The sequence below is a fragment of the Zooshikella ganghwensis genome, assembly GCF_018263875.1.
GTDB lineage: Bacteria > Pseudomonadota > Gammaproteobacteria > Pseudomonadales > Zooshikellaceae > Zooshikella > Zooshikella ganghwensis.
In genome coordinates this window covers 127563-150633 of sequence record NZ_JAEVHG010000010.1, presented here as the reverse complement: position 1 = coordinate 150633, position 23071 = coordinate 127563, and the positions used below count along the sequence as shown (strand labels likewise).

Below are 23071 nucleotides of genomic sequence, written 5' to 3'. Positions count from 1 at the left end.
AAAAAATTGCTTTGAAGACTGATGCCTTACTTCGCGCATGGACCACTGGGTAAATTCTGACTTATCTTAGAAAGAAACATTCTCATGTTTTTTTGCATATTCACATTGGCAGTTTTAGGGGTATTCTGCAAGTGTAGACTGATTGATTGATAAACTGTTCAATGTGGATGCAATATTTTGTAATCCTAACAGGCTGGTTGCAGTTATAGGTTATTCATAGGAAAATTCGCGGTCTTTACGCCTAAGAATAAGTTAAGTTCGGTATTGTCTAGCAGTAAAAATTGATGTTGTACCCTTCGTAAGGGGTATATTGATGCTGTGAACAGGTCCTGATAATTAGTGAAGTGATATGGGTTTTTTGGCACTGGGAATAAATCATAATACAGCAAGCATTGCGATGCGTGAGCGAGTATCGTTTACGCCTGAGCGACTGCAAGATGCCTTGCTGTCTGCCCAGAAAATAATGGGAGTTCGAGAAACAGCCATACTCTCTACCTGTAACCGGACAGAAATTTACTGCTCATTAGACCAAGTTGAGCCTAAAGTATTACTCCATTGGCTTTCTGAGTATCATCATTTACATGATGAAGATGTGAGCAATTACATTTACTGCCATAAACAAGAGCAAGCAGTTCAGCATCTTATCCGGGTAGCCTGTGGTTTGGATTCAATGGTGCTGGGAGAACCGCAAATTCTTGGGCAGATTAAAACGGCTTATGCGCAAGCACAAGAAGCAGGAACTGTTGGACCGGCATTACGACGCTTGTTTCAGACTTGTTTTTCTGTTGCCAAGCAAGTACGAACTCAAACCAGTATTGGACAAAACCCTGTTTCAGTAGCTTATGCTGCAGTGTCACTCGCTCGGCAAATCTTTGCTGATTTATCAGAAACATCTGTTCTGCTGATTGGCGCTGGAGAAACCATTGAGCTTGTTGCTCGCCATTTGTTTGATATCAATGTTAAAACCATTATTTTTGCCAATCGAACATTAGATCGAGCTGCGAAATTAGCAGATAAGTTCAATGCGCAATCAATTGCTTTAGCTGACATTCCTGATTATCTTCCCAAGGTGGATATAGTCATTGCTTCAACAGCCAGCCAGCTGCCTGTGCTTGGCAAAGGGGCTACTGAGCGAGCATTGAAGGTGCGTAAACACCGGCCAATGTTTATGGTTGATCTAGCAGTTCCTCGGGATATTGAGCCCGAAGTCAGTGAGCTTGCTGATGTATATTTATATACCGTTGATGATCTTCGTGAAGTGATTGATGAGAATGTTCGGCAGCGTGAGCAAGCTGCATCGGAGGCCGAGAAGCTGGTATTAGAAGGTGCTGCAGAGTTTATGCTCAAGCTCAAAGAGCTTGATGCGATTGATGTGCTGAAAGCCATTCGAAAAAAAGCGGATATGCTCAAGGAAACTGAATTAGAGAAAGCACAACGTCAATTAAAAAATGGGGCAGATCCGGAGGCAGTGTTAGCTCAGTTTGCACATGCACTAACGAATAAATTAACGCATGCGCCCAGTGTGCAAATCAAGAAAGCAGGGGCTGAAGGAAGAATGGATTTGGTTAACTGGGCACAGTACCTGTTTGAAACAGATCAATAGCCCTTGCGCTAATTCTTGTAATTTTTGTTAAGTATTAACACTTGAAAGTCTGAGGATCATGAAGCCTTCTATTCACGCTAAATTAGAAAACCTGGCCGAGCGCTATGAAGAATTGGCCGCCCTCCTAAGTGATGCAGAAGTCATTACCGACCAGGAGCGATTTCGTAAATTCTCTAAAGAATATGCAGATTTAGAGGATGTTGTCAGCTGCTTTAAAAAGTATCAACAAGCCAAAGAAGATCACGAAGAAGCTGAAGCTTTAGCCAAAGATGGCGATGCAGAAATGCGAGAAATGGCTCTGGAAGAGTTAGTGGCAACAGCAAAGCTTATTGAAGAGCTTGAGCAAGCATTACAGGTTTTATTATTGCCTAAAGACCCGAATGATTCTCACAATATTTTCCTAGAAATACGTGCTGGAACAGGTGGTGATGAAGCCGCTATCTTTGCCGGTGACTTGTTCCGTATGTACAGCCGTTATGCTGAGCAACAAAAGTGGAAAGTGGAAGTAGTTAGCACCAATGAGGGTGAGCATGGCGGTTATAAAGAAATTATCAGTCGGGTAGTGGGTGAAGGTGTTTACGGTATGCTCAAGTTTGAGTCAGGTGCTCACCGTGTTCAGCGTGTGCCTGAAACTGAGTCTCAAGGCCGTATTCATACTTCAGCATGTACTGTTGCGATCATGGCTGAGCCTGATGAAATAGAGCAGATAGAAATCAATAAAGCCGACTTGCGCGTCGATACTTTCCGGGCATCTGGAGCGGGTGGACAGCACGTTAACAAAACAGACTCTGCTATTCGTTTAACGCACTTACCCACAGGGATTGTCGTTGAATGCCAGGATGAACGTTCTCAGCATAAAAACCGAGCAAAAGCGATGTCACTGTTAGCGGCGAAATTAAATTCTGCTGCTGAAGAAGTTGCGCGGAAAGAAGTGGCTGACCAGCGTAAGAGTCTGGTGGGTAGTGGTGATCGTTCGGAACGGATTAGAACGTATAACTATCCACAAGGCCGGGTTACGGATCACCGTATTAATCTAACACTGTATAAGTTACCAGAGGTAATGGAAGGTTCTTTAGACTCTGTAATACAGCCATTACTTCATGAGCATCAAGCCGAGCTACTGGCATCCATGAGTGATGACTGAGTTAACGATTGCTCAAGCCCTGGCGATGGCGGGTGATCTGAAAACAGTTTCTAGTGAGCCTCAAGTTGATATTGAGCACTTGCTTTGCTTTGTATTAAAGCAACCTCGGAGCTACTGCTTTACCTGGCCAGAAAAAACACTGTCTTGCGAACAGCAAAAAGCTTTTTTGGCATTGTTGGATGCACGTAAAGCGGGACAGCCTGTCGCTCATTTACTTGGGGAAAGGGGATTTTGGAAATTTGATCTTGAGGTATCAAATGCTACCCTCATCCCTCGCGCTGATACGGAATTATTGGTTGAGAAGATTTTGCAGCATCATGCAAAAGAGCAGAGTAACCAAGTGTTGGATTTAGGTTCTGGTACAGGTGCTATTGCGTTGGCGCTTGCCTATGAGCGACCTCATTGGCAAGTACTGGGGGTGGATGTGGTGCCTGAGGCGGTAGCGCTGGCAAGGCGAAATCAGCTGCGTGTCGGCGTCAATAATATTCAGTTTCTTGAAAGTGACTGGTTTTCAGCAATTTCTGAAGCGACACGCTACAACATAATTGTCAGTAACCCTCCGTATATTGATGCCTTAGACCCTCATTTACAGCAAGGTGATGTGCGCTTTGAGCCAAAATCTGCTTTGGTGGCTGCACAAAATGGTATGGCGGCTATTAATCATATTGCGCAATTAAGTACTTGCTACTTGAAGCCAGGTGGGTATTTGTACTTTGAGCATGGTTTTCAGCAGGCTGAAGTGGTACGACTGTTGTTAACTAAACTGGGTTATACCCATGTTCAGTCCGCATTCGATTTTGGTGGACAGGAACGAATTACTTGGGGAATATGGCCATCGTCCTAAGCTAAACCCTTTTTGGGTAATTTAATCGTGTCTATTAAGTCATCAACTGTTGTATTTCACTTTTTATGGTTATGCTGCAATGTTTAGCAATGACTTGCCTGTTCAGATGCAGTGAAGAGGCCAATCTGTCGAAGGAAAATACCTTATGCTAAGTGATGAAGAGCTGCTTCGGTATAGCCGTCAGATTATGCTGCCAGAAGTAGATATCCAGGGGCAGGAAGCGTTAGCAAAAAGCCGTGTTGCAATTATTGGGCTTGGAGGGTTAGGTTCACCTGTAAGTATGTATCTTGCAGCTGCTGGAGTGGGTGAACTAGTACTGGTCGATTTTGATCAGGTGGACCTGTCAAATTTACAACGACAAATTGTGCATACTTCTGACTCGATAGGTGTGGATAAAGTGCTTTCAGCAAGTAAAGCACTTAAGCAGCTTAATCCTACAACACACATTTTCACGATTAAAAGTAAGTTTACTCAAGCGCAGTTACCGGATGAAATTCTGCAGGCTGATGTTATTGTTGATGCAACAGATAATTTTAATACACGTTATGTGCTGAATCGTTTCTGTGTACGTCACAAAAAACCACTTGTTTCTGGGGCTGCAATTGGTTTGTCAGGACAAGTGACGGTATTTGATTCGCGGCAGCCAAACTCTCCATGCTACCACTGTTTATACCCAGAAGGACATGAAGAACAACCCATGACCTGTAGTGAGTCTGGTGTGTTAGCGTCAGTGGTGGGAATGATTGGTACTGTTCAGGCTACAGAAGTGATTAAACTGTTAGTTGGTTTTGGCACTACATTGGTTGGACGCTTACTGGTTTTGGATGCAAAGTACATGGATTGGCGCTCATTGAAGCTAGCGAAAAATGCTCAGTGCCAAGTTTGTGCTGATCAGAAGTCATAAGCCGTATTTTGCGGATAGATGTTTATGAACATTTAACCTGATATTGCAACAATTTTTTAAAGAATCTCCAGAATCTTCAGATTGCAACAGTGCTGTGATAATGAACAGCATAAAGGTAAGTACCTATTTGTCTTGTTAATATATGCTGGTTTTTTAATATAGCTTAAGATGCTAACTATAGGTTTCCGGTGTTGTTTATTCAGGGGTATCAATGATTGAAAAAATAAAGCACTTTTTACATACAGAGTCAGCGGGCGGCATAATTATGGTGGTTGCTGCTATTTTGGCACTGATTTGTGTTAACTCACCACTTTCTTACTATTATGACCAGCTTCTCTCTGTTGAACTAGTGATTAAAATTGGCACACTGGGTGTCGATAAACCCATTTTGTTGTGGATTAATGATGGCTTGATGGCTGTTTTTTTCCTGGTTGTTGGGCTTGAGGTAAAGCGAGAGTTTTTGTCAGGGGAGTTATCTTCTCCCAGTAAAGTGCTCTTGCCTTCGGTAGCTGCAGTGGGAGGTATGGTTGTACCTGCTGCGATTTATGCCGCGATGAATTACCAAGACCCTTTGGCACTTCAGGGGTGGGCTATACCAGCTGCAACTGATATTGCATTTGCGTTAGGTGTGCTCTCTCTATTAGGCAGTCGTGTTCCTCCTTCATTAAAAATCTTTTTAATGGCTCTGGCAATTATTGACGATTTAGGGGCCATTATTATTATTGCGTTATTTTACTCTAGTGATTTATCAATCGAGTCGATAATTGCTGCTTCAATTTGCCTAGTGATATTAGTGCTGCTTAATCGCTTTAAAGTGTTGCGTTTAGGGCCATACATGGTTGTGGGAACCATTATGTGGGTCTGTGTGTTAAAGTCTGGTGTTCATGCAACGCTAGCAGGCGTGCTTATTGCGTTTACAGTACCATTAAGAACCGGAGACCACACAGTCCTTTCGCCCTTACATAAGCTTGAAACGGGACTTCATAGTTGGGTTGCTTTTGCTATTTTGCCTATTTTTGCTTTTGCAAATGCGGGTGTTGGCCTAAGCATGACAGACTTAAAATCAGTCACTGATCCCATTCCTTTAGGTGTTATTGGCGGACTTTTTATTGGTAAACAACTAGGTGTATTTGGTTTTACCTGGGCTTTAATTAAGCTTGGGCTGGCAAAACTACCTAGTCATGCAACGTGGCGACAGTTGTATGGGGTTTCTTTGTTGTGTGGTATTGGTTTTACTATGAGCTTGTTTATTGGTTCACTGGCATTTGAACAAGTTGGTGGTGATTATCTAATGACAGATCGTATTGGTATTTTATTTGGCTCTTTACTCTCAGGTGTTATTGGTTATCTTGTGCTGAAGGGTGCTCCTAATAATACAAAGTCATTTGCCAACTGAGGACTATGAATGGAAGGACGTGCAGTACTTTTAGTGAATCTTGGCTCACCTGATTCGCCATCAGTCAGTGATGTTCGTCGTTACTTAAATCAATTTTTGATGGATAAGTATGTTATTGACCTACCTTATCTGTTGCGTCGGTTAATCGTCAGCTGTTTTGTACTGCCGCGTCGCCCTAAGCAGTCTGCTGAGGCTTATGCAAGTATTTGGTGGCCCGAAGGGTCACCATTAAAAGTATTAACGGAGCGTTTAACCGAACAATTAGCAAATAAAACACGAGCAGTATGTGTGCGTTATGCTATGCGCTATGGCTCTCCTAGTATTGAGCAGGAGCTCATAAGCTTAGCGAGCCGACCTGATGTGACAGAAATATTGGTTGTACCTCTTTATCCGCATTATGCAATGTCTACGGTTAAAACATGTGTTGTTGAGCTGGAGCGTATTACACGAGACCAAGATATACGCTTACCTGTTTATGTTCATCCCGTGTTTTATGAAGATGAGGCTTATATTGGTGCTTTGTATGACGTTGCTAAGCCATTTTTACAGCAGTCTTATGATCACTTGCTATTTAGCTATCATGGTGTACCAGAGCGACATATTCGAAAAGATGATCCGACAGGTTCTCACTGTTTGTCTTCAGCTGATTGTTGCCAACAAAGCTCAGTTGCACACTTAACTTGTTATCGCGCTCAGGTCCTGAAGACCACTGCGGCCTTTGTTGCAAAAGCAGGCATTGAGCAAGACAAATACTCTGTTGCTTTTCAGTCTCGCCTGGGTAAAGCAAAATGGTTGGAGCCTTACACTAATAAGCAGTTGGTTTCATTGGCAGAGCAGGGTGTAAAAAAACTGCTGGTTATGTGTCCTGCCTTTGTATCTGACTGCCTGGAAACACTAGAAGAAATTGCTATACAAGGTGAGGAAATATTTAAGGCTGCAGGAGGCGAGTCATTAACGCTGATTCCTTGTCTTAATGATCATGAGACTTGGGCAGAGGTGTTAGCGGCATGGTGGCAAAAGTCACCTGCCAAGCTGTCTAGAATTAAAGGTTAGGGTTAATATACCCAATACGAATGGTTTTTAGGTGCGGCCATCGAGTGACGAAGTCCCATGAGCCTATATTAGTAGGTGATTGGGGTGAGGAGAGAAGATAACAAAACCTAGAAATCATTCGTGAAGGGTATAGTAAAAAGGTAAATGATTGGGCACCAGTATCACAGCAGGACTAGCTAGATAATGGTGCCTGACTTTATTAGCAGCTATGGATTTGAGCGCATAAACCGAATCAAGCTTTGGTCGTTAAACATGCGACTTAAGCCGTCATTTAACAGGTCATTAATAATCTCTTGGTTTTTCACATCAGAAGGTGCTTTTACAACACGGTGTTTAGCTGAAGATTGATAACGGCCGGTGTATCGTTTGAAACCAATTTCGACAACAGCCTTAACGGTGGCTGAAACATTAACTTGAGTTACATAGTTACTATCTGGTGTATCGTAGTTTATTTCATCAATGTAAACATTGAATTTGACACTAGGGTTTTGGTTGTCGATTTGCATTTCCATTTGCAGTAAACCTTGTTCTACAGCATGTTTGATAGCTCTCGACAGGTCATTTTGAATAGTGATTGTGCTTGTTTTATCGTATAGCCCACCTCGTGTACCAAGCACTTTAGTAGGACGACTATCCTCAACATTAACCATTACTGTGCGCTGAACAACAGGTACACGTGTTGGCAGAGTAATTGTAGGGTTGACATTAATTTGCTGAGGAGACAAGACGCAGCCAGTCATGGTAAGTAGTATGGATAAACCCAGGCATACTGCAGATATCGTTCTTTTCATCATACTAGTTCATCGCTATGTCAGTCTTAACAAACACATTGTGTAGCTTTCGCCATTTAAGTAAAAATCAAAACACTAAGGTAGTGTTTTAGATAGAGGTTAAAAAAGCATTGAGATTGCTTTTAGATCATAATCATCTTTATTTAAACACACTATACCCACAGCAAAGTGCATATTGTAGCAGTATAAAAAACAGAGAGACTGATTAAACGTCAGGTCACTCACTTTAGACACTGTTTTAGCCTTTTATGTGAAATTTATCACTTTGTGCTTTGCGTTGGGTTTTTCTACCTTTGGTGGTTTATAGTTGTGAGTTAGCGTCAAACACTACTGAATAGTAATGTCATCGTGATTATCTTTTTGCAACTGGTTTAGTTTTTTGAGAAAGCGTTTGGCTCGATCAATGTGATTATGAAGTTCCTGGCTCTTGGGTGACAGTTTTAAAAGTGGTTTCCAGGTTTCAAGCGCTTGCTCTGGGTAGCCAGTACTGTACAGCTCAATGCCTTTTTGGGTTTGAGCTTGAACATAGTATTGGGTTTGTTGTTTTAGCGCTTTTCGCTGTTTTTTAAGGTCAGGATCATTGGGCGCCATTTTCTCAATTTCACTGAATAGGGACTGGGCAGACAAAAAGTCTTGTCGCTGTAATGCCAAAGAAAAACGTTCCTGAAGTTTACTCAGCTGCTTGACGTTATTCGCCGCTTTTTTACTTTGTTGATTTTCTTGTTGACGTTGTTCTGCTTGCTCAGCCAGACGCTCTGCCTGCAATGGTTTAACGGGGGCGCGTGCCGCAAGAGCCTCTTGCTGTTCTTGTGTGGCAATTTGGGTTAACTGCTTTTTAAGCGATGTAATGCGCTCTTCGTCTGCTGTGTGATAGGGTAACTTGTTTGCCAAATGCAAGCAGGCGAGTCCACGTTGGGAACGTTTTAAAACGACGGCATTATCTGCACATTGTAATAAGAAATAATAAAGCTCACCTTGTTTGGCTTTGGCTGATTTGAGCTGTTGGCGAATATGTAAATTGGTTGGATCAGCTTCAGCCATTTCTTCAAGTAAGCTTATTTCATCACTCAGTACCGTAGCTTGTAATAAATAAAGTCGGTTCTGTAGTTTAGTGATATGTATATCACGTTGTGATCGTGTTTGTTCAAAAGCAGCCTGCAGTTTTTCATCATCAGGCTTGAGCATTAACGCTTGCTCATAGCGGGTAAGCGCTGTATGCCACTTTTGATTGGCGGCAGATGCTTCTGCTTCTGCAGTTAACGTCTCAATATTTTGTGTGGGGTAGGGAGGTTTTTCTCTGTAAGTGAGAAAAGCTTGAGGTAATCTGCACCCTGCAAGCTGTATACAGCATAATACAATTAAAATAGGGAAGCGAAATGACGAGTATCTCATTGGTCTTGCGCCTCATGGAGAATCTTTTTGACTAATTCTCGCATTGTCTCGTGATATTCTCCTGTGAGATTGGTCACGCGAAAAGCTTCAATTTCTGTTGCTTTACCTTTAAGCGATAAACTGCCATGGTGCTGTACGCAAACTTTGTCTTTTACTGTTGGATGTTCATAAATGCTGGAAGGGATAATGATTTGCCCAGAACCAGCTTTGTCAGCTAAGCGAGAGGCTAAGTTAACCGCATCGCCAATGACGGTATACTCCAGGCGTTCATTAGCACCAAGTAAACCTGCTAGCATTAAACCACAGTTCATTCCAATTCGTACATTAACAGGGAATAAACCATTCTCTTGTCGTTTTTTATTCACCACGCGAATCAATTTTTGTACTGCAACAGCATAGGCAATAGCATTTAAACGATGGTTGGCATCTGGGGTTGGTGTACCAAATACGACCATTGCACAGTCGCCAATAAACTTATCGACAATGCCCGAAAACGCTGTACTACACTCATAAAAGTAACTGAAATACTCATTGAGCATGGCAGCCACATCTTTGGGGGACATATTTTCTGATAAGCTGGTAAAACCAACAATGTCGACAAAAACGACAGTTGCTTCGACCTGCTGTCCACCGCCAATGGTGACTTCATCCATTTTTTCTAACAGCTGTGTTGCCACGCTTTTTGAGACGAAGCGAGAAAAAATAGACTCAATCTGTGAGCGTTCACCAAAACCTTTCGCTAGCGTTTTCATGCTGGCAGCGAGATAACTAAGCTCATCCTGTGATAAAGCCGTGTTTTTTTCTTCTCTGCCATGGCTTAGTGCTTCGGAAGCTGCATTCATCAGGCTATGAATGGGTCTTGATAGCCGGCGTCCCATTACAATGGCAATAAAGCTCATCAGTAATGACAGGATCACGGTGGTGAGGATAATCCCTTTTACTGAGCTGCGAACCACTTCAAACATGCGAACTTGACTGAAGCTAACCATCGCATAGCCTGCAACAACATCCTGAAATTGGATAGCACTAACAAAAGCAACCATTTCTGCTTTTTCAGAATGACTTCCTGGCTTTTTCCACTCGACACGAAAAGTATCATTGGGTAGGCGGTTATCCTCGGTGAGTAAATTTTTGACAGAGGCTTGTGGAATATAGCCTTGGGCGACCATCAACTCACCATTGTTGGTGTATACGGCCACACCTTTTATATCGGACTCATTTGAGAGATTGTTGGTTAACACCTTTAGCCCAACGAGATCATCGGTAAATAGGGGTTCTTGTGCTGCGGCTGCAAGCTGGTTAACGATGGTGGTACCAAAATCATCAACTTGCTCTTTCATGAGTCGGTACTGATTGGTAGTGATCACTGTGCCCATGATGGCCATACCAACAGTCATTGTTAAGGTCAGAATAAAAGCGAGTTTATAGGCAATTGGTAAACGTATACTTTGCCAGACAGAAGGTGTCTGTGATATGGACGTTGGAGTTGACGTATTAATTGCGTTTGACAATGTCTGGTCCAGATAGCAAATTGAGTTATACCTAAATGTTGGCTGTTGTTTGTGTCGTGTTAACAGGCCCTAAGCAGTAAATAAGACAGCTTATTGCTATTAAGTTGCTTTTTAGTAGAGGAATGCTCCTGAGTAATACAAAAGGCTGGTCATAATTTAAACATGTAATAGCTGTGATAAGCTATCATTGTTTGCTTAAGAAGTGCCCTCATGTTATTGCCAGCCTTAATTTCTGCCTTGTCAGATAACTGCGTTACTTTTAACAGTGTGATTGGAAGTACAGTCTATCAAGACACTTTTCTAAAGGGCAGTAAATCACTAAAAGACTGCAGATAAGACCTTTAGTTTATATAAGGTTTGCCTTAACTAAAATAAAAGCCGTCAAATAATGGCCGTTATTGGTCGTTTTGTGGAGCGTATTATACCAGTTATGTATGTGGCATCTTGCTAAATAATTTTGTTCTATGTCTCATTTTGACTAAGAGCAAGTTCTAATATGTGGCTTAATTTATGAGCTGCTGAATATCAAAAGCTTATTTCTTGTCAGGCAGTCAATACATCAAGTTTAAGTACTATCTGAGAGTGACCGTTAATAGGGGATCACATTACTAGTACTTCGAGTACGTATATAAGAATAAGTTAGATTTATACTCACCATTTTTAATATCAATGGGAACACGCAGTCAAATGGGTTTGATTTCGGTATAATGAAAGCGCTGTACTTATCAAGTCACAGCAATCTCAACGCGTGAAGCTATAAACATACTAAAAGCACCTTAGAGAGCCGAAGCAGTTATGACTGTACATACCCATGATGTATTGATCGTTGGCGGTGGCGTATCCGGTACCGCACTCCTCTATGAACTTGCAAAATTTACCAACCTTAAGTCTATTTGTTTAGTTGAGAAGTATTATGACTTGGCTCAGGTGAGCTCCAAGGGCAGTAATAACAGTCAGACAATCCATTGTGGTGATATCGAGACCAACTATAGCTTAGAAAAGGCAATTGTCGTCAAACGTGCTGCTGATATGCTTAGAACCTATGCTTTGCAGCTACCAAAAGAAGAGTATGAGCAAATCGTATTCAAGTACCCCAAAATGGTACTAGGTGTTGGTGCTAAGGAAAGCCAGTTTCTGCGCGAACGCTATGATGTGTTTAAGCATCATTTTCCCAGTATGGAGTTGTTTGAGAAAAGTGATATTGCCAAAGTTGAGCCAAATGTTGTTAATGTCAATGGTCGAGAACGGCCAGAAGAACTGGCAGCATTAGGTGCTGTTGATGAGTACACCGCTGTCGATTACGCCACACTCTCTCGCTCTTTTGTAGCACAAGCCAAGCAGGCTCAGGATAAGTCAATTGATATTTGCTTGGGTACAAAAGTTGAGGACATTCGTCGAGATGGTGAACGATTTAGAGTTGTTACTGACAAAGGCGATTATTATGCAAAGTTTGTTGTTGTTTCTGCTTGTGGGCATAGTTTGCTCTATGCGCAGAAAATGGGGTATGGCTTAAACTTTTCTTGTATGCCAATGGCGGGGAGCTTTTACTTCACCCCTAAGGTATTAAATGGAAAAGTCTATACTGTTCAAAATGATAAACTCCCGTTTGCAGCAATTCATGGTGATCCTGACGTATTAGTTGATGGCAAAACACGTTTTGGACCAACCGCGCTACTGTTACCTATGTTGGAGCGTTATAATCCCAGTACTATTTTAGACTTTTTTAAAGTACTTCAACTGGATAGTGCTGTCGTTAAAGTATTTTGGGATTTATTAAAAGTACCTGATATTCGTAATTACATATTTAAAAATATGTTATTTGAAGTACCTTATGTGCGGCGCAGATTATTCTTAAAAGATGCCCAAAAAATTGTTCCCTCTTTGACATTGGCTGATGTTTCTTTTGCTAAAGGATTTGGTGGTGTAAGGCCACAGTTGATTGATAAAGAGAAAAAACAGCTATTGATGGGAGAGGCTAAAATTAAAGAAAAAGGCATTATTTTTAATATGACGCCATCTCCAGGTGGGACTAGTTGTTTAGATAATGCTGAAAAAGACCTGCAATCAATCGTAGATTATTTAGGTTGTGAGTTTGATGAAAATAAATTTAAAGAAACGCTATTTAAGTGATTAATGATTAATCAGGCCCGAAAAGGGCCTTTTTTGTGCCCTATTACAGATCACATTGCGCCTTCATTGGGCATCTAACAAGGATAAGTTCGTATTTTCAGGGAATGGCTGTAGTTAGTTTTTTAGCCAAATTGAAAAATTATATTTGTGCTGACTAAGCTCAATTATCGTAGTGCGCTAGGGATATACGCGTATTTTTCATTTCCCTTTTACTCTTGGATCTAAAGTTTAATGTATGGCAGATCAACCTGGCATCCTTTATGCAGTGAATAGAAAGTGTTAACTCCTTCCAAGTTGTTATCTTTTTATAGCAGTGACTTGTTCGCTGCTTTTTTATTTTAGCTCACCTAAATTAGATGCTTCTAATTGTTAAAAGGAGAGCTTCCCAGATTAAACTGAGTTAGTTTTAGTGAAGTTTTTTGATGTTTATTTTCCTTTCTTACGAGAAAAACAACCTTAAGTAAGCATGGCAACCTAGTGTTCTAGGTACCCGACAAGATGGGTATATATTAGATAAATCTTTATTTTGAGCATTATACCTCACTCGCCTTTAGTAAACTTAGTTTGCTGACTGTATAATAATTATCTAGAATGTAACAGATTGTTTATTTTTGATGTGTTTTATTTTATAAAAAGAGATGAATAGGTTGTGTACCGATGAGCTTTCAGAGGATTTAATCTGAAGCTTGTACCCTTGTGCTAGTCATTATTAGAGGGAGTGTTTCGTCTTGTTGCCAGGGGACTGCTATTCAGTCACTCAGGAAGTAATCCATAAATTGCATTACTTACTTTTGGCGCAGTCAGCACTTTTTAATTTAGTCAAACGCGACTGTCTTTCCTGAACAGAAGCTTGGCCCGCTAATTATGACTCTCTATGGGTATTGCGTAGTAAACGCCAAAATAATGAAAACATAATGAAAAGTTGATTGCGTTTGTTTTGCCAATAGGAGTCTTGACTATGATATTAAAAAAGATTTCACGTGCTGTGTGTATGTCTTTTCTGTGTGTAGGCATTGCCGCACAGGCTGCTGTCGTTCCAGAAGGGGTTAAGTTGGATGAAGAGCAGCGGTTAGTTCGGGGCAATGGTTCAGAACCTGCTTCTATCGATCCTCAAAAAATTGAAGGAACACCTGGTTCAGCTATTGCGCGGGATTTGTTTGAAGGGCTTGTTTCTAATGCTCAGGATGGCAGTGTAATACCAGGAGTAGCTGAAAGCTGGGATGTAAGTGAAGATAAGATGGTGTATACCTTCAAGTTACGTCAGGATGCGCGTTGGTCTAATGGCGATCCTGTGACTGCTGAAGACTTTGTATATGCTTTTCAGCGTGGAGTTGACCCTAAATTAGCCTCTAATTATGCGTGGTACTTTGAACTAGCGGCCATCAAAAATGCAGGTGCTATTATCAATGGCAAAGAAGATAAGTCTAAATTAGGCGTAAAAGCGGTTGATGATCATACTTTCCAAGTTACCTTGGAGAAGCCTTTACCTTACTTTGTTAAAATGATGGTGCATACGACCACATACCCAGTACCTAAGAAAGTAATAGAAAAGCTTGGAGATCAGTGGACTCGCCCCGGAAAAATGGTATCTAACGGTGCATTTAAGTTAAAGAGCTGGGTAGTTAACGAAAAAATTGTCGTAGAGCGTAATCCAAATTACTGGAACAATAAGCAAACTGTATTAAACGAAGTTGTCTTTTTACCTATTCAAGAGCGCAATGCTGAGCTTGATCGTTACCGTGCAAATGAAGTACATCTGACCTATGAGCGGTTACCTATTGAGCAGTTTAAACGTATTAAAAAAGACATGGCTGACGAGTTACACATTACCGGTCAGGCATCAACTTACTACTACAGTTTCTACACACGTAAAAAACCATTTGATAATGTCAAAGTAAGAAAAGCGTTATCATTAGCCATTGATCGGTCCATTATTACTGACAAAATCCTAGGTATGGGCCAGATACCAACCTTCAATCTTACACCTGCTAATATTGATGGGTTTAAAGCACCTGAGAATAAAATTGCTAAGTTATCTCAGAAAGAACGCAATGAAATGGCGAAAAAATTATTAGCTGAAGCCGGATACTCAAAAGATAAGCCATTGTCTTTCACGCTGTTGTATAATACAGATGACAATCATAAAAAGATTGCAGTAGCTATTGCATCTATGTGGAAAAAAACATTAGGTGCTAAAGTTTCACTTGAAAATCAGGAATGGAAAACCTACCTCGATAATAAGCGTTTAGGTAATTTTGAAGTGGCTAGGGCAGGCTGGAATGGTGATTACAATGAAGCATCAACAATGCTTGATTTAATGACCTCTAAAAACACGTTGAATGATCCAAAGTATAACAATCCTGAGTATGACCAGTTGCTTGTTAGTGCGATTAAAGCTGAAAATCCTGGTGAGTTTTACATGAAAGCAGAGCAACTGCTTGCCCGTGATATGCCTATTGCCCCCATTTATCATGATGTAACAGCCCGTCTTGTTAAGCCGTTTGTTGGTGGTTATCAAAACCAAGATCCACTGAATAATATTTATTCAAAAGATTATTACATCATCAAACACTAAAAATATAAAGTATATCTATAACGAGGTTATAAAAGGAGAGTAACCATAAACATTAGCTCAGTAATAATAGTAAAAGCTATTTGTTATTGAGCTAACTTGTTGGTTATAGGACTTAAAAAATCGTTATAGTGATAAGCGCTGGCTCAGACTTTTATTTAATAATTTAACATTTTTAGAATAAAAACTGGCCAGCAATTGCTACGGCGGGATCAGTTTATGTTAAAGCTAATTATGCGCAGACTTGTTATTGCTGTGCCCACCTTATTGATTTTGATTGCCATTTCTTTTTTTCTGATGCACTCCGCACCAGGAAGTCCATTTACCTCTGAAAGAGCACTCCCTGCTGAAGTGCTTGCAAATATTGAAGCAAAATATCATTTAAATGAACCTGTCTGGAAACAGTTTTTTATTTATCTTGGAAATTTATTACAAGGAGATCTAGGTCCTTCATTTAAGTATAAGGACTATACCGTTAATGAATTATTAGCGCAGGCGTTTCCTGTTTCAGCCAAGCTAGGTATTGCGTCTTTTATTGTCGCATTGGTTTTTGGGGTGACATTTGGGGTTGTGGCTGCCATCAGACAAAATACTTGGATTGACTATACAAGTATGACAGTAGCTATGACGGGGGTAGTCATTCCAAACTTTGTGTTGGCACCGCTTATGGTGTTGGTATTTGCCATTATGTATCGATGGCTTCCAGCAGGTGGCTGGAACGATGGACAGTTTAAATACATGATTTTGCCTGTTATTGCAATGGCAACACACTACATTGCTGCGATAGCGCGTATAACACGTGGGAGTATGATTGAAGTATTAAACAGTAATTATATTCGAACAGCGCGTGCAAAAGGGTTGCCGGGTAGCTATATTATTTTTCGCCATGCATTACGTCCGACGTTGTTACCTGTTGTATCTTATTTAGGTCCTGCATTTGTCGGTATTATTACTGGATCAGTTGTCATTGAAACCATTTTTAATATTGGTGGCGTTGGTCAGCTGTTTGTGAATGGTGCGCTAAATCGTGATTACTCAATGGTGATGGGATTAACCATTTTAATCGGTGTTTTAACAATTAGTTTTAATGCTATTGTCGATATTTTATATGGACTTATCGACCCTAAAATTCGTTATGCATAAAACAATATGTCTTCACTGAGGTGGACAGAATACTCAAGGGAGTGACTGTTATCAGTGAAAGGCAAAAAATAATGCCGGTGAGAGAAGAGATAAACACATGTTAACGCTAACCAAAAAAATTGATGCATTGGATAACCTGGTAGAGGCTTCAGAAGTAAAAGGGCGAAGTTTATGGCAAGATGCCTGGATTCGTTTCATTAAAAATAAAGCAGCTATTTCTAGCTTAATTTTATTGTTATTAATTACCATAATGACATTTATTGGTCCCAGTATTAGTGAATATGCTTATGATGATACAGACTGGGGGGCAATGGATGTAGCACCATCAATGGATGATGGCCATTACTTTGGCACAGATAGTTTAGGTAGAGACCTCTTTGTTCGCACAATGATGGGTGGACAAATATCGATGCTTGTTGGGGTTTCTGGTGCATTAGTGGCGGTTATTTTTGGCACCCTTTATGGCGCTATTTCTGGCTTTGTAGGAGGGAAAGTCGATAACTTGATGATGCGTACTCTTGAAGTCTTGAACTCATTTCCTTTTATGTTTTTTGTCATATTATTGGTGACATTTTTTGGGCGGGATATTCTACTCATTTTTGTGGCGATAGGTATGGTGTCGTGGTTGGATATGGCCAGGATAGTGCGTGGACAGACCTTAAGTATGAAAAATAAGGAGTTTATTGAAGCGGCTCATGCTTGTGGTGTGCGTACCAGTAAAATAATAACACGACATATTGTTCCTAATGTGTTGGGCGTTGTGGTTGTTTATGCAACATTATTAGTACCAAGTATGATTTTATTTGAGTCTTTTTTGAGTTTTCTGGGATTAGGTATACAAGAACCACAAACGAGCTGGGGTGCCCTTATTTCAGAAGGACGTAAGACCATGGATTTATACCCATGGCAATTATTGTTCCCTGCTGGATTTCTAGTAGTGACACTATTTTGTTTTAATTTTATTGGTGACGGTTTGCGTGATGCATTAGACCCCAAAGACCGCTAGGGAGAAGATAGTATGTCATTGCTGGCAGTAAATAATTTAAAAGTTCAGTTTACTACGCATGATGGTGTAGTAACCGCAGTAGATGATTTAACGTTCTCCTTATCTGAAGGTGAAACATTAGGTATTGTAGGTGAGTCAGGCTCAGGAAAAAGCCAAATGGCATTTTCTTTGATGGGGTTACTCGCCAAGAATGGTAAAGTATCAGGTTCTGCTGAGTTTGAAGGACAAAATATTCTGAACTTACCTGCTTCAGCGTTAAATAAAATTCGTGCAGAAAAAATTGCGATGATTTTTCAGGATCCCATGACTTGCCTTAACCCTTATATGAAAATTGGTAAGCAGTTAATGGAGGTCTTGATTCTTCATAAAAATATGACGAAACAGGAAGCAAAAGCTGAATCTATTCGTTTATTAGATGCTGTAAAAATTCCTGAAGCTAAAAAACGTTTTGATATGTATCCTCATGAGTTCTCAGGAGGAATGCGTCAACGTGTTATGATTGCAATGGCCTTATTATGCAGTCCTAAACTGCTGATTGCGGATGAGCCTACCACCGCGTTGGATGTAACGGTTCAAGCTCAAATTATTACTTTGTTGCAGGAGCTGAAAAAGGAATTTAATACAGCAATTATTATGATCACTCATGACTTAGGCGTTGTAGCAGGGCTTTGCGATAAAGTCATGGTAATGTATGCAGGCCGTACGATGGAATATGGCTCTGTTCAGGATGTTTTCCACAAGCCAACACATCCTTATACAAAAGGTCTGCTTGCTTCAATTCCTGACTTGGAGTTTGATCAGGCTGAGCTTCAGACAATTCCCGGTAATCCTCCCAATTTATTGAGCTTACCAAAAGGTTGCCCATTTCAAGAGCGCTGCCAATACGCTGTAGACCTGTGTCGAGCAGAGAAGCCCGCCTTAACAACATTTAATCAGTATCAACAACGTGCTTGTCACCTGACCGAGGAGGCTGTTGCATGATGGCGCCACAAAATGTTATTGCCCAAATCCGTGATTTGAAAGTGCATTTTCAGGTAGATAAAGGACGGCGCTGGCCTTGGGAGCCTAAGCCTGTTTTGAAGGCTGTTGATGGTGTGAGCTTTGATATTTATGAGGGCGAAACACTTGGTGTTGTCGGTGAGTCGGGATGCGGTAAGTCAACATTAGCGAGAGCATTAATTGGGCTGATTCCTGCCCAAGATGGCCAAGTACTTTGGTTAGGGCAAGATTTAACCCAGCTTGATGAAAAAAAACTACGCGTGAAACGTCAGGACTTACAATTTATATTTCAGGACCCACTAGCCTCATTAAATCCAAGAATGACTATTGGTGAGATCATTGCAGAGCCTTTGATAAGCTTTTATCCCCACCTTTCTCGGAGGAAGGTTGAGGAAAGAGTGAAGTCAATGATGAAGCGCGTTGGCCTGCTACAAAATGTCATTAACCGTTATCCTCATGAATTTTCTGGTGGTCAATGTCAGCGTGTTGGTATCGCACGAGCACTTATTTTAGAGCCAAAATTGGTAGTGTGTGATGAGCCGGTCAGTGCACTGGATGTTTCTATACAAGCTCAGGTTGTTAACTTGTTGAAAGAGTTGCAACATGAAATGGGGCTATCATTGGTGTTTATTGCGCACGATCTGAGTGTTGTAAAACATATCAGTGACCGCGTGATGGTGATGTATTTGGGGAATATGATTGAACTCGCTGAAAGACACGAGTTGTATGATAACCCTTTACACCCCTATACCAAAGCACTGCTTTCTGCTGTACCTGTTCCTGATCCTGAAAAAGAACGTAATAAGCAAATACAGTTATTAGAAGGTGATTTACCTTCACCTATCAACCCACCTGCGGGCTGTGTTTTCTGTACCCGTTGCCCTATTAGTGATGAGCGTTGTTTCAGTGATCGTCCGAAACTGATCGCGCGTGATGGGCACCGTGTGGCATGTCATAAAATAGAAGAGTAAGTGGTTTTTGCTGCTTCTCTTAAGAAACAAAAAACGGCAAGTGTGAACTTGCCGTTTTTTGTTTCTTTTTACTGTAAATGGGAGGTATTTATTTGTGAGTCGCACCCATCTTTTCCATTGCTTCAACATAGGGAGCAGCTTCAGTATGCTGACACAAGAGTGACAAGAACGCCTCCCCTGACTGATTCTTAACGTTAATGTCATAGCCAGCCTTGACAAAAAAATCTAAGAAGCGTGCGAAATCATCTTCTCGTAAGCTTTGATAGGCTCGCAGTAAAATATAGTAACCTACCGGAGTATCATCTGCGGGACGGGCTTCAAGAAGTGTTTTCAGGCGGTCATCACTTAGTGTCTCGCCGATTACTTTTTGCTTGTCTTTTTTCATGCTATTCACAGTATATTTAATGTGCAACAAACCCTAACAATGATTAAAGGGTATAGCTAGACCTGTATTATTCTTCTATATGCATGAATGTAAAAGACTTTATTATAATTTTTAATGATAAGATTATACTGAATTATTTTTACTGCTTATGATTGTATGCCAGCAGAGCTATTTCTAACCTCCCTGATGATTCAAGTTAAACACTGAGAATATTCTTATAAATCTGAAAATAGGGATAATGCTGACAATTATGAGTTTTTCACTTGCTCATGATGCGGCTTAATAAGTACTCATCCTCATTTGTTATATAAATTAGAAATAAATCTCGATAATTATATTTCAATAATTTTTATAAATACATTTTGTTTTGAGAATAGCGTCAAAACAAGATTATGAAATAGTGAGTATAAATTGCGTGTGTTAATTACCCTCAATGTGTAATAAAGAGTAACAAGGATGCGTCATAAAAAAATTGCTATAGCCGTTGCAGGTTTTGTTTTTGGCTCCGTCATTATAGGCATTTTTAAATTAACTGGCTCGAATAGTGTAACTACCCCCATTGAAATAAGTGAAAAAAATGTAAAAACGCTTGAGGGGAATCAGGGTTTAGATTTGCCCCCTATACAAGAAAAGACAGTGAGTCAGAAAAAAGAAGAAAAGGAGCAGTTGGTCACTCATTATGAGGCTAACACATTATGGAGCTTGGATGAGTGGCAGCCGACTTATGATGATGAAGGTTTAACTTATTATGAGACGGAAACTGATTCGACAGTTTTTTCTTCTTTACAACCTGGTCAAACACTTACATTTCAGATACCACAAGAACAGGTTCCATTTACAGTAACCTTTTCCAACAAGAAAAAAGGATTTGGAGATATAGACATTGTACGTGGTGATATTCCTAATACAACGCAAGGTGCCTCTGTAATCAAAGGTAAAATTGATACTCATCTTACCCTTATTACTGCTAGCTCAACCTATACCATTATTGTTGATAATGAAACAGGAAAAACAAAAATAATTGATGAAAAAGAGCGCGCTAAGAAACAATTTATTGATGAAAATGATGGTTTGATCCAGCCCAAAGTTGAAGAAGCTCTGCCTCCAGGAATGGATAAAAGCCAGTTAACAAAAAGTAATGTTCATACACATGAACATTCCTAATACAAGTAAAAGCCGATACTAAATCGAGGGAAACTATGAAAATATTAAAAAATAAAATGATTGGGTTAAGTACAGCGGTGGGGCTTTCATGCTTGTCTATGCTAGCTACTGCAGAAGCTAAAACATTAGATATGTTGTTGTTGTATACTCCTGAAGCGACAACAACATGGGAAGGTCGAGATATTAATGCTCGAATTAATAGTTTTGTAGAGTACTTTAATCGTACTCTAAAAAATAGTGATGCAGGGTTTGATGCTAGAATTGTTCATATTCAGCAAGTGGACTGGGCTGGTGATCTTAATCGAGCAACTAATCAATCATTAAGTCAAGTAAGCTATGATCAGCGGATTAATCAGTTACGTGATAAATATGGTGCTGATATTGTTTCCGTTGTTTATAAAAACCCTCCTGGGGAATCTTGTGGTATTGGCTGGATTTCAAGTGGCGCTAATGATGGTTCTTTTTACCGTAATTCTGCAAGAGGGGATCATGGTTATAACCTGTCAGCAGTAAATTGCTATATTTATATAGTTGCGCACGAAACAGGCCATAATATGGGGCTTCGCCACTCATTACCTCAGGATAATGAAAGTGGTTATAATCCTTACTATCATAGTTTAGGTGCGTTCACATTTAGTCGAGGTTGGGGGGAAAATAACTCATTCCATACACCGATGGCTTATCCTTCAGCGTATGGTACATGGAATGTGCAACCGATTTTCTCTAATCCCAGAAAATATATCTGTGAAGGTCGCGCTTGTGGTAGCAGTAATGTTGCGGATGCGAGTAGGGCATTATCAGAAATGAGTGATCAGCTTGTCTCTTTTCGTCCTACCAAGGTGTCGAATACGACAAACACAACAACGGTGAATCCGCCCGTTAATATACAACAGAAGATTGATTTTACATATGACTTTGCAAGATCAATGTCTGGGTGGAATAGCTTTTATAGTTCACTGAACTATGCTTACGATCATCGGAACCGAGCCAACCAAATATTGGAAGTTAAAAATACAGGTTATTACTGGACTGGTACTATTGGTGATGTGAAAGAGCATATTAAAGCAGGTGAAAACTTCCAGTTAAGCTTTGATACGTGGATAAGCAGTGCAACGCCGTTGTATGCATATCTTTATATTGTGAATACCAGTGGTCAGTATCAATGGATTCCTGTTAGCACACAAAGTGTTCCTGGGTGGCGTTGGACAACCTTGCAAGGCGTAGTTAATATTCCAAATCAAAATATTAAATATGCTGAGCTTTATATGTATAGTCCTGCTCATAAAGGCTTCTTTATTGATAATGTAAGAATAAAACAACTATAGTCATATCTTGATTTTTTTGGTTAAAGCCACACTCAGTGTGGCTTTTTTTGTTTGCCCGGCAAAGCCTGCAACCCAGTGGTTCGAGCCTTTTTAGAAAGCGGCATCACGGAGGATGCGAGATATGAGGCAAGCTCAATAGGCAGTTCCCAGGGAGGAGTCAACCGCCATTTAAATTCATAAACATGAAGCGTTGGCGAAGTGCTCGCAGCCCGTTAGCGAGTTACGCTATGCTAAATAATGGGTTTCACAGAGAGTATAAATTGGTGGATATGGCCGCTACAGGAGTAGGCATTTCTGTTTCAGTGATCTGAATAATTAATTGCAGGAGCCGTATACGAGATCCGTACATACTGTTCTGTGAGAGGGATAAGGTGTAAGCCTCACCCTACTCAATATAGGTTATGTGGTACTAAAAAAATGATGTGCTATTTTAAAAGCGCTTTAACATGCTTTAAAAGGAATTAAGTGAATCAGTCAGTTCAGTAAATTATATTCGCTATTAATGATAGGATTACCCCAAAATCACTATCATTAATAGCAACGGCCTTCAGAAAACAAAATACCCATTACTATCAATTAGATATCTTAAATTTTATTGTATTAATCTGGTTCAAATAGTGAGAATCAGTTAAAATAAATCTGAGTGACGTGCACTAATAGTTGGCTGTAAGGAAAGAATGAATTCCAGACGAGTACCTGTCTTGGGTTATAGAGTGCCATAACCCAGAATTTAAACCT

The 23071-nt window shown here is 40.4% G+C and carries 18 protein-coding genes; 14 read left to right on the top strand and 4 right to left on the bottom strand.

Features of this window, described 5'->3' with window-relative positions; all coding sequences use genetic code 11:
• Window positions 1–349: 349 nt before the first annotated feature.
• The 6 genes from hemA (at window position 350) to hemH (ending at window position 6944) form a co-directional block, all read left to right on the top strand.
• On the top strand, window positions 350–1603 hold the full coding sequence (hemA, locus tag KHS79_RS15025; RefSeq protein ID WP_212720042.1) for a glutamyl-tRNA reductase: 1254 nt from the start codon (window positions 350–352) through the stop codon (window positions 1601–1603).
• Between the two features lie 58 nt (window positions 1604–1661).
• The gene (gene prfA / locus KHS79_RS15020; protein ID WP_212720041.1) at window positions 1662–2747 is read left to right on the top strand and encodes a peptide chain release factor 1; all 1086 of its coding nucleotides are present in this window, start codon (window positions 1662–1664) and stop codon (window positions 2745–2747) included.
• Window positions 2740–3591: a peptide chain release factor N(5)-glutamine methyltransferase gene (gene prmC / locus KHS79_RS15015; RefSeq protein WP_212720039.1), complete on the top strand. Its 852-nt coding sequence runs from the start codon at window positions 2740–2742 to the stop codon at window positions 3589–3591. The genes prfA and prmC overlap by 8 nt, the downstream gene beginning before the upstream one ends.
• Window positions 3592–3736: 145 nt before the next feature.
• Window positions 3737–4495, top strand: a complete 759-nt coding sequence (locus KHS79_RS15010; RefSeq protein ID WP_212720037.1) for a HesA/MoeB/ThiF family protein — start codon at window positions 3737–3739, stop codon at window positions 4493–4495.
• Between the two features lie 211 nt (window positions 4496–4706).
• A complete protein-coding gene (gene nhaA / locus KHS79_RS15005) occupies window positions 4707–5891 on the top strand; it encodes a Na+/H+ antiporter NhaA (protein ID WP_051311349.1) in 1185 nt (394 codons plus the stop codon).
• Between the two features lie 9 nt (window positions 5892–5900).
• Window positions 5901–6944 (top strand): ferrochelatase, encoded by a 1044-nt coding sequence (gene hemH, locus KHS79_RS15000; RefSeq protein WP_094788583.1) that lies wholly within the window; start codon window positions 5901–5903, stop codon window positions 6942–6944.
• Window positions 6945–7150: 206 nt separating this feature from the next.
• On the opposite strand, the gene KHS79_RS14995 is transcribed toward hemH, so the two are convergent.
• The 3 genes from KHS79_RS14995 to KHS79_RS14985 form a co-directional block, all read right to left on the bottom strand.
• Entirely contained in the window at window positions 7151–7738 is a 588-nt protein-coding gene (locus KHS79_RS14995) for a YajG family lipoprotein (protein ID WP_212720035.1), read from the bottom strand.
• Between the two features lie 324 nt (window positions 7739–8062).
• Window positions 8063–9127, bottom strand: a complete 1065-nt coding sequence (locus tag KHS79_RS14990) for a tetratricopeptide repeat protein (RefSeq protein WP_212720033.1) — start codon at window positions 9125–9127, stop codon at window positions 8063–8065.
• Entirely contained in the window at window positions 9124–10638 is a 1515-nt protein-coding gene (locus tag KHS79_RS14985) for an adenylate/guanylate cyclase domain-containing protein (protein WP_094788580.1), read from the bottom strand. The genes KHS79_RS14990 and KHS79_RS14985 overlap by 4 nt, the downstream gene beginning before the upstream one ends.
• A gap of 795 nt (window positions 10639–11433) precedes the next feature.
• Between KHS79_RS14985 and KHS79_RS14980 the strand changes: the two genes are divergently transcribed.
• The 6 genes from KHS79_RS14980 to oppF all read left to right on the top strand — a co-directional run bounded on the left by KHS79_RS14980 (window position 11434) and on the right by oppF (window position 19459).
• Complete coding sequence (locus KHS79_RS14980) at window positions 11434–12768, top strand: FAD-dependent oxidoreductase (protein ID WP_212720032.1); 1335 nt, start codon at window positions 11434–11436, stop codon at window positions 12766–12768.
• 958 nt (window positions 12769–13726) lie between these two features.
• The gene (locus tag KHS79_RS14975; RefSeq protein ID WP_094788578.1) at window positions 13727–15343 is read left to right on the top strand and encodes an ABC transporter substrate-binding protein; all 1617 of its coding nucleotides are present in this window, start codon (window positions 13727–13729) and stop codon (window positions 15341–15343) included.
• 216 nt (window positions 15344–15559) lie between these two features.
• Window positions 15560–16483, top strand: coding sequence for an oligopeptide ABC transporter permease OppB (oppB, locus tag KHS79_RS14970; protein ID WP_027708179.1), 924 nt, complete (start codon window positions 15560–15562; stop codon window positions 16481–16483).
• A 97-nt stretch (window positions 16484–16580) separates the two neighbouring features.
• The gene (gene oppC, locus KHS79_RS14965) at window positions 16581–17489 is read left to right on the top strand and encodes an oligopeptide ABC transporter permease OppC (RefSeq protein ID WP_027708178.1); all 909 of its coding nucleotides are present in this window, start codon (window positions 16581–16583) and stop codon (window positions 17487–17489) included.
• 12 nt (window positions 17490–17501) lie between these two features.
• Window positions 17502–18470, top strand: coding sequence for an oligopeptide ABC transporter ATP-binding protein OppD (gene oppD, locus KHS79_RS14960; protein WP_094788577.1), 969 nt, complete (start codon window positions 17502–17504; stop codon window positions 18468–18470).
• Window positions 18470–19459, top strand: coding sequence for a murein tripeptide/oligopeptide ABC transporter ATP binding protein OppF (gene oppF / locus KHS79_RS14955; RefSeq protein ID WP_407704228.1), 990 nt, complete (start codon window positions 18470–18472; stop codon window positions 19457–19459). The genes oppD and oppF overlap by 1 nt, the downstream gene beginning before the upstream one ends.
• An 88-nt stretch (window positions 19460–19547) precedes the next feature.
• Here oppF and KHS79_RS14950 read toward each other — a convergent pair whose 3' ends face one another.
• A complete protein-coding gene (locus KHS79_RS14950) occupies window positions 19548–19844 on the bottom strand; it encodes a PA4642 family protein (RefSeq protein WP_094788576.1) in 297 nt (98 codons plus the stop codon).
• Between the two features lie 456 nt (window positions 19845–20300).
• On the opposite strand from KHS79_RS14950, the gene KHS79_RS14945 reads away from it, so the two are divergent.
• Window positions 20301–21008: a hypothetical protein gene (locus tag KHS79_RS14945; protein ID WP_212720031.1), complete on the top strand. Its 708-nt coding sequence runs from the start codon at window positions 20301–20303 to the stop codon at window positions 21006–21008.
• 35 nt (window positions 21009–21043) lie between these two features.
• Complete coding sequence (locus tag KHS79_RS14940; protein ID WP_212720030.1) at window positions 21044–22333, top strand: zinc-dependent metalloprotease family protein; 1290 nt, start codon at window positions 21044–21046, stop codon at window positions 22331–22333.
• Window positions 22334–23071 lie beyond the last annotated feature (738 nt).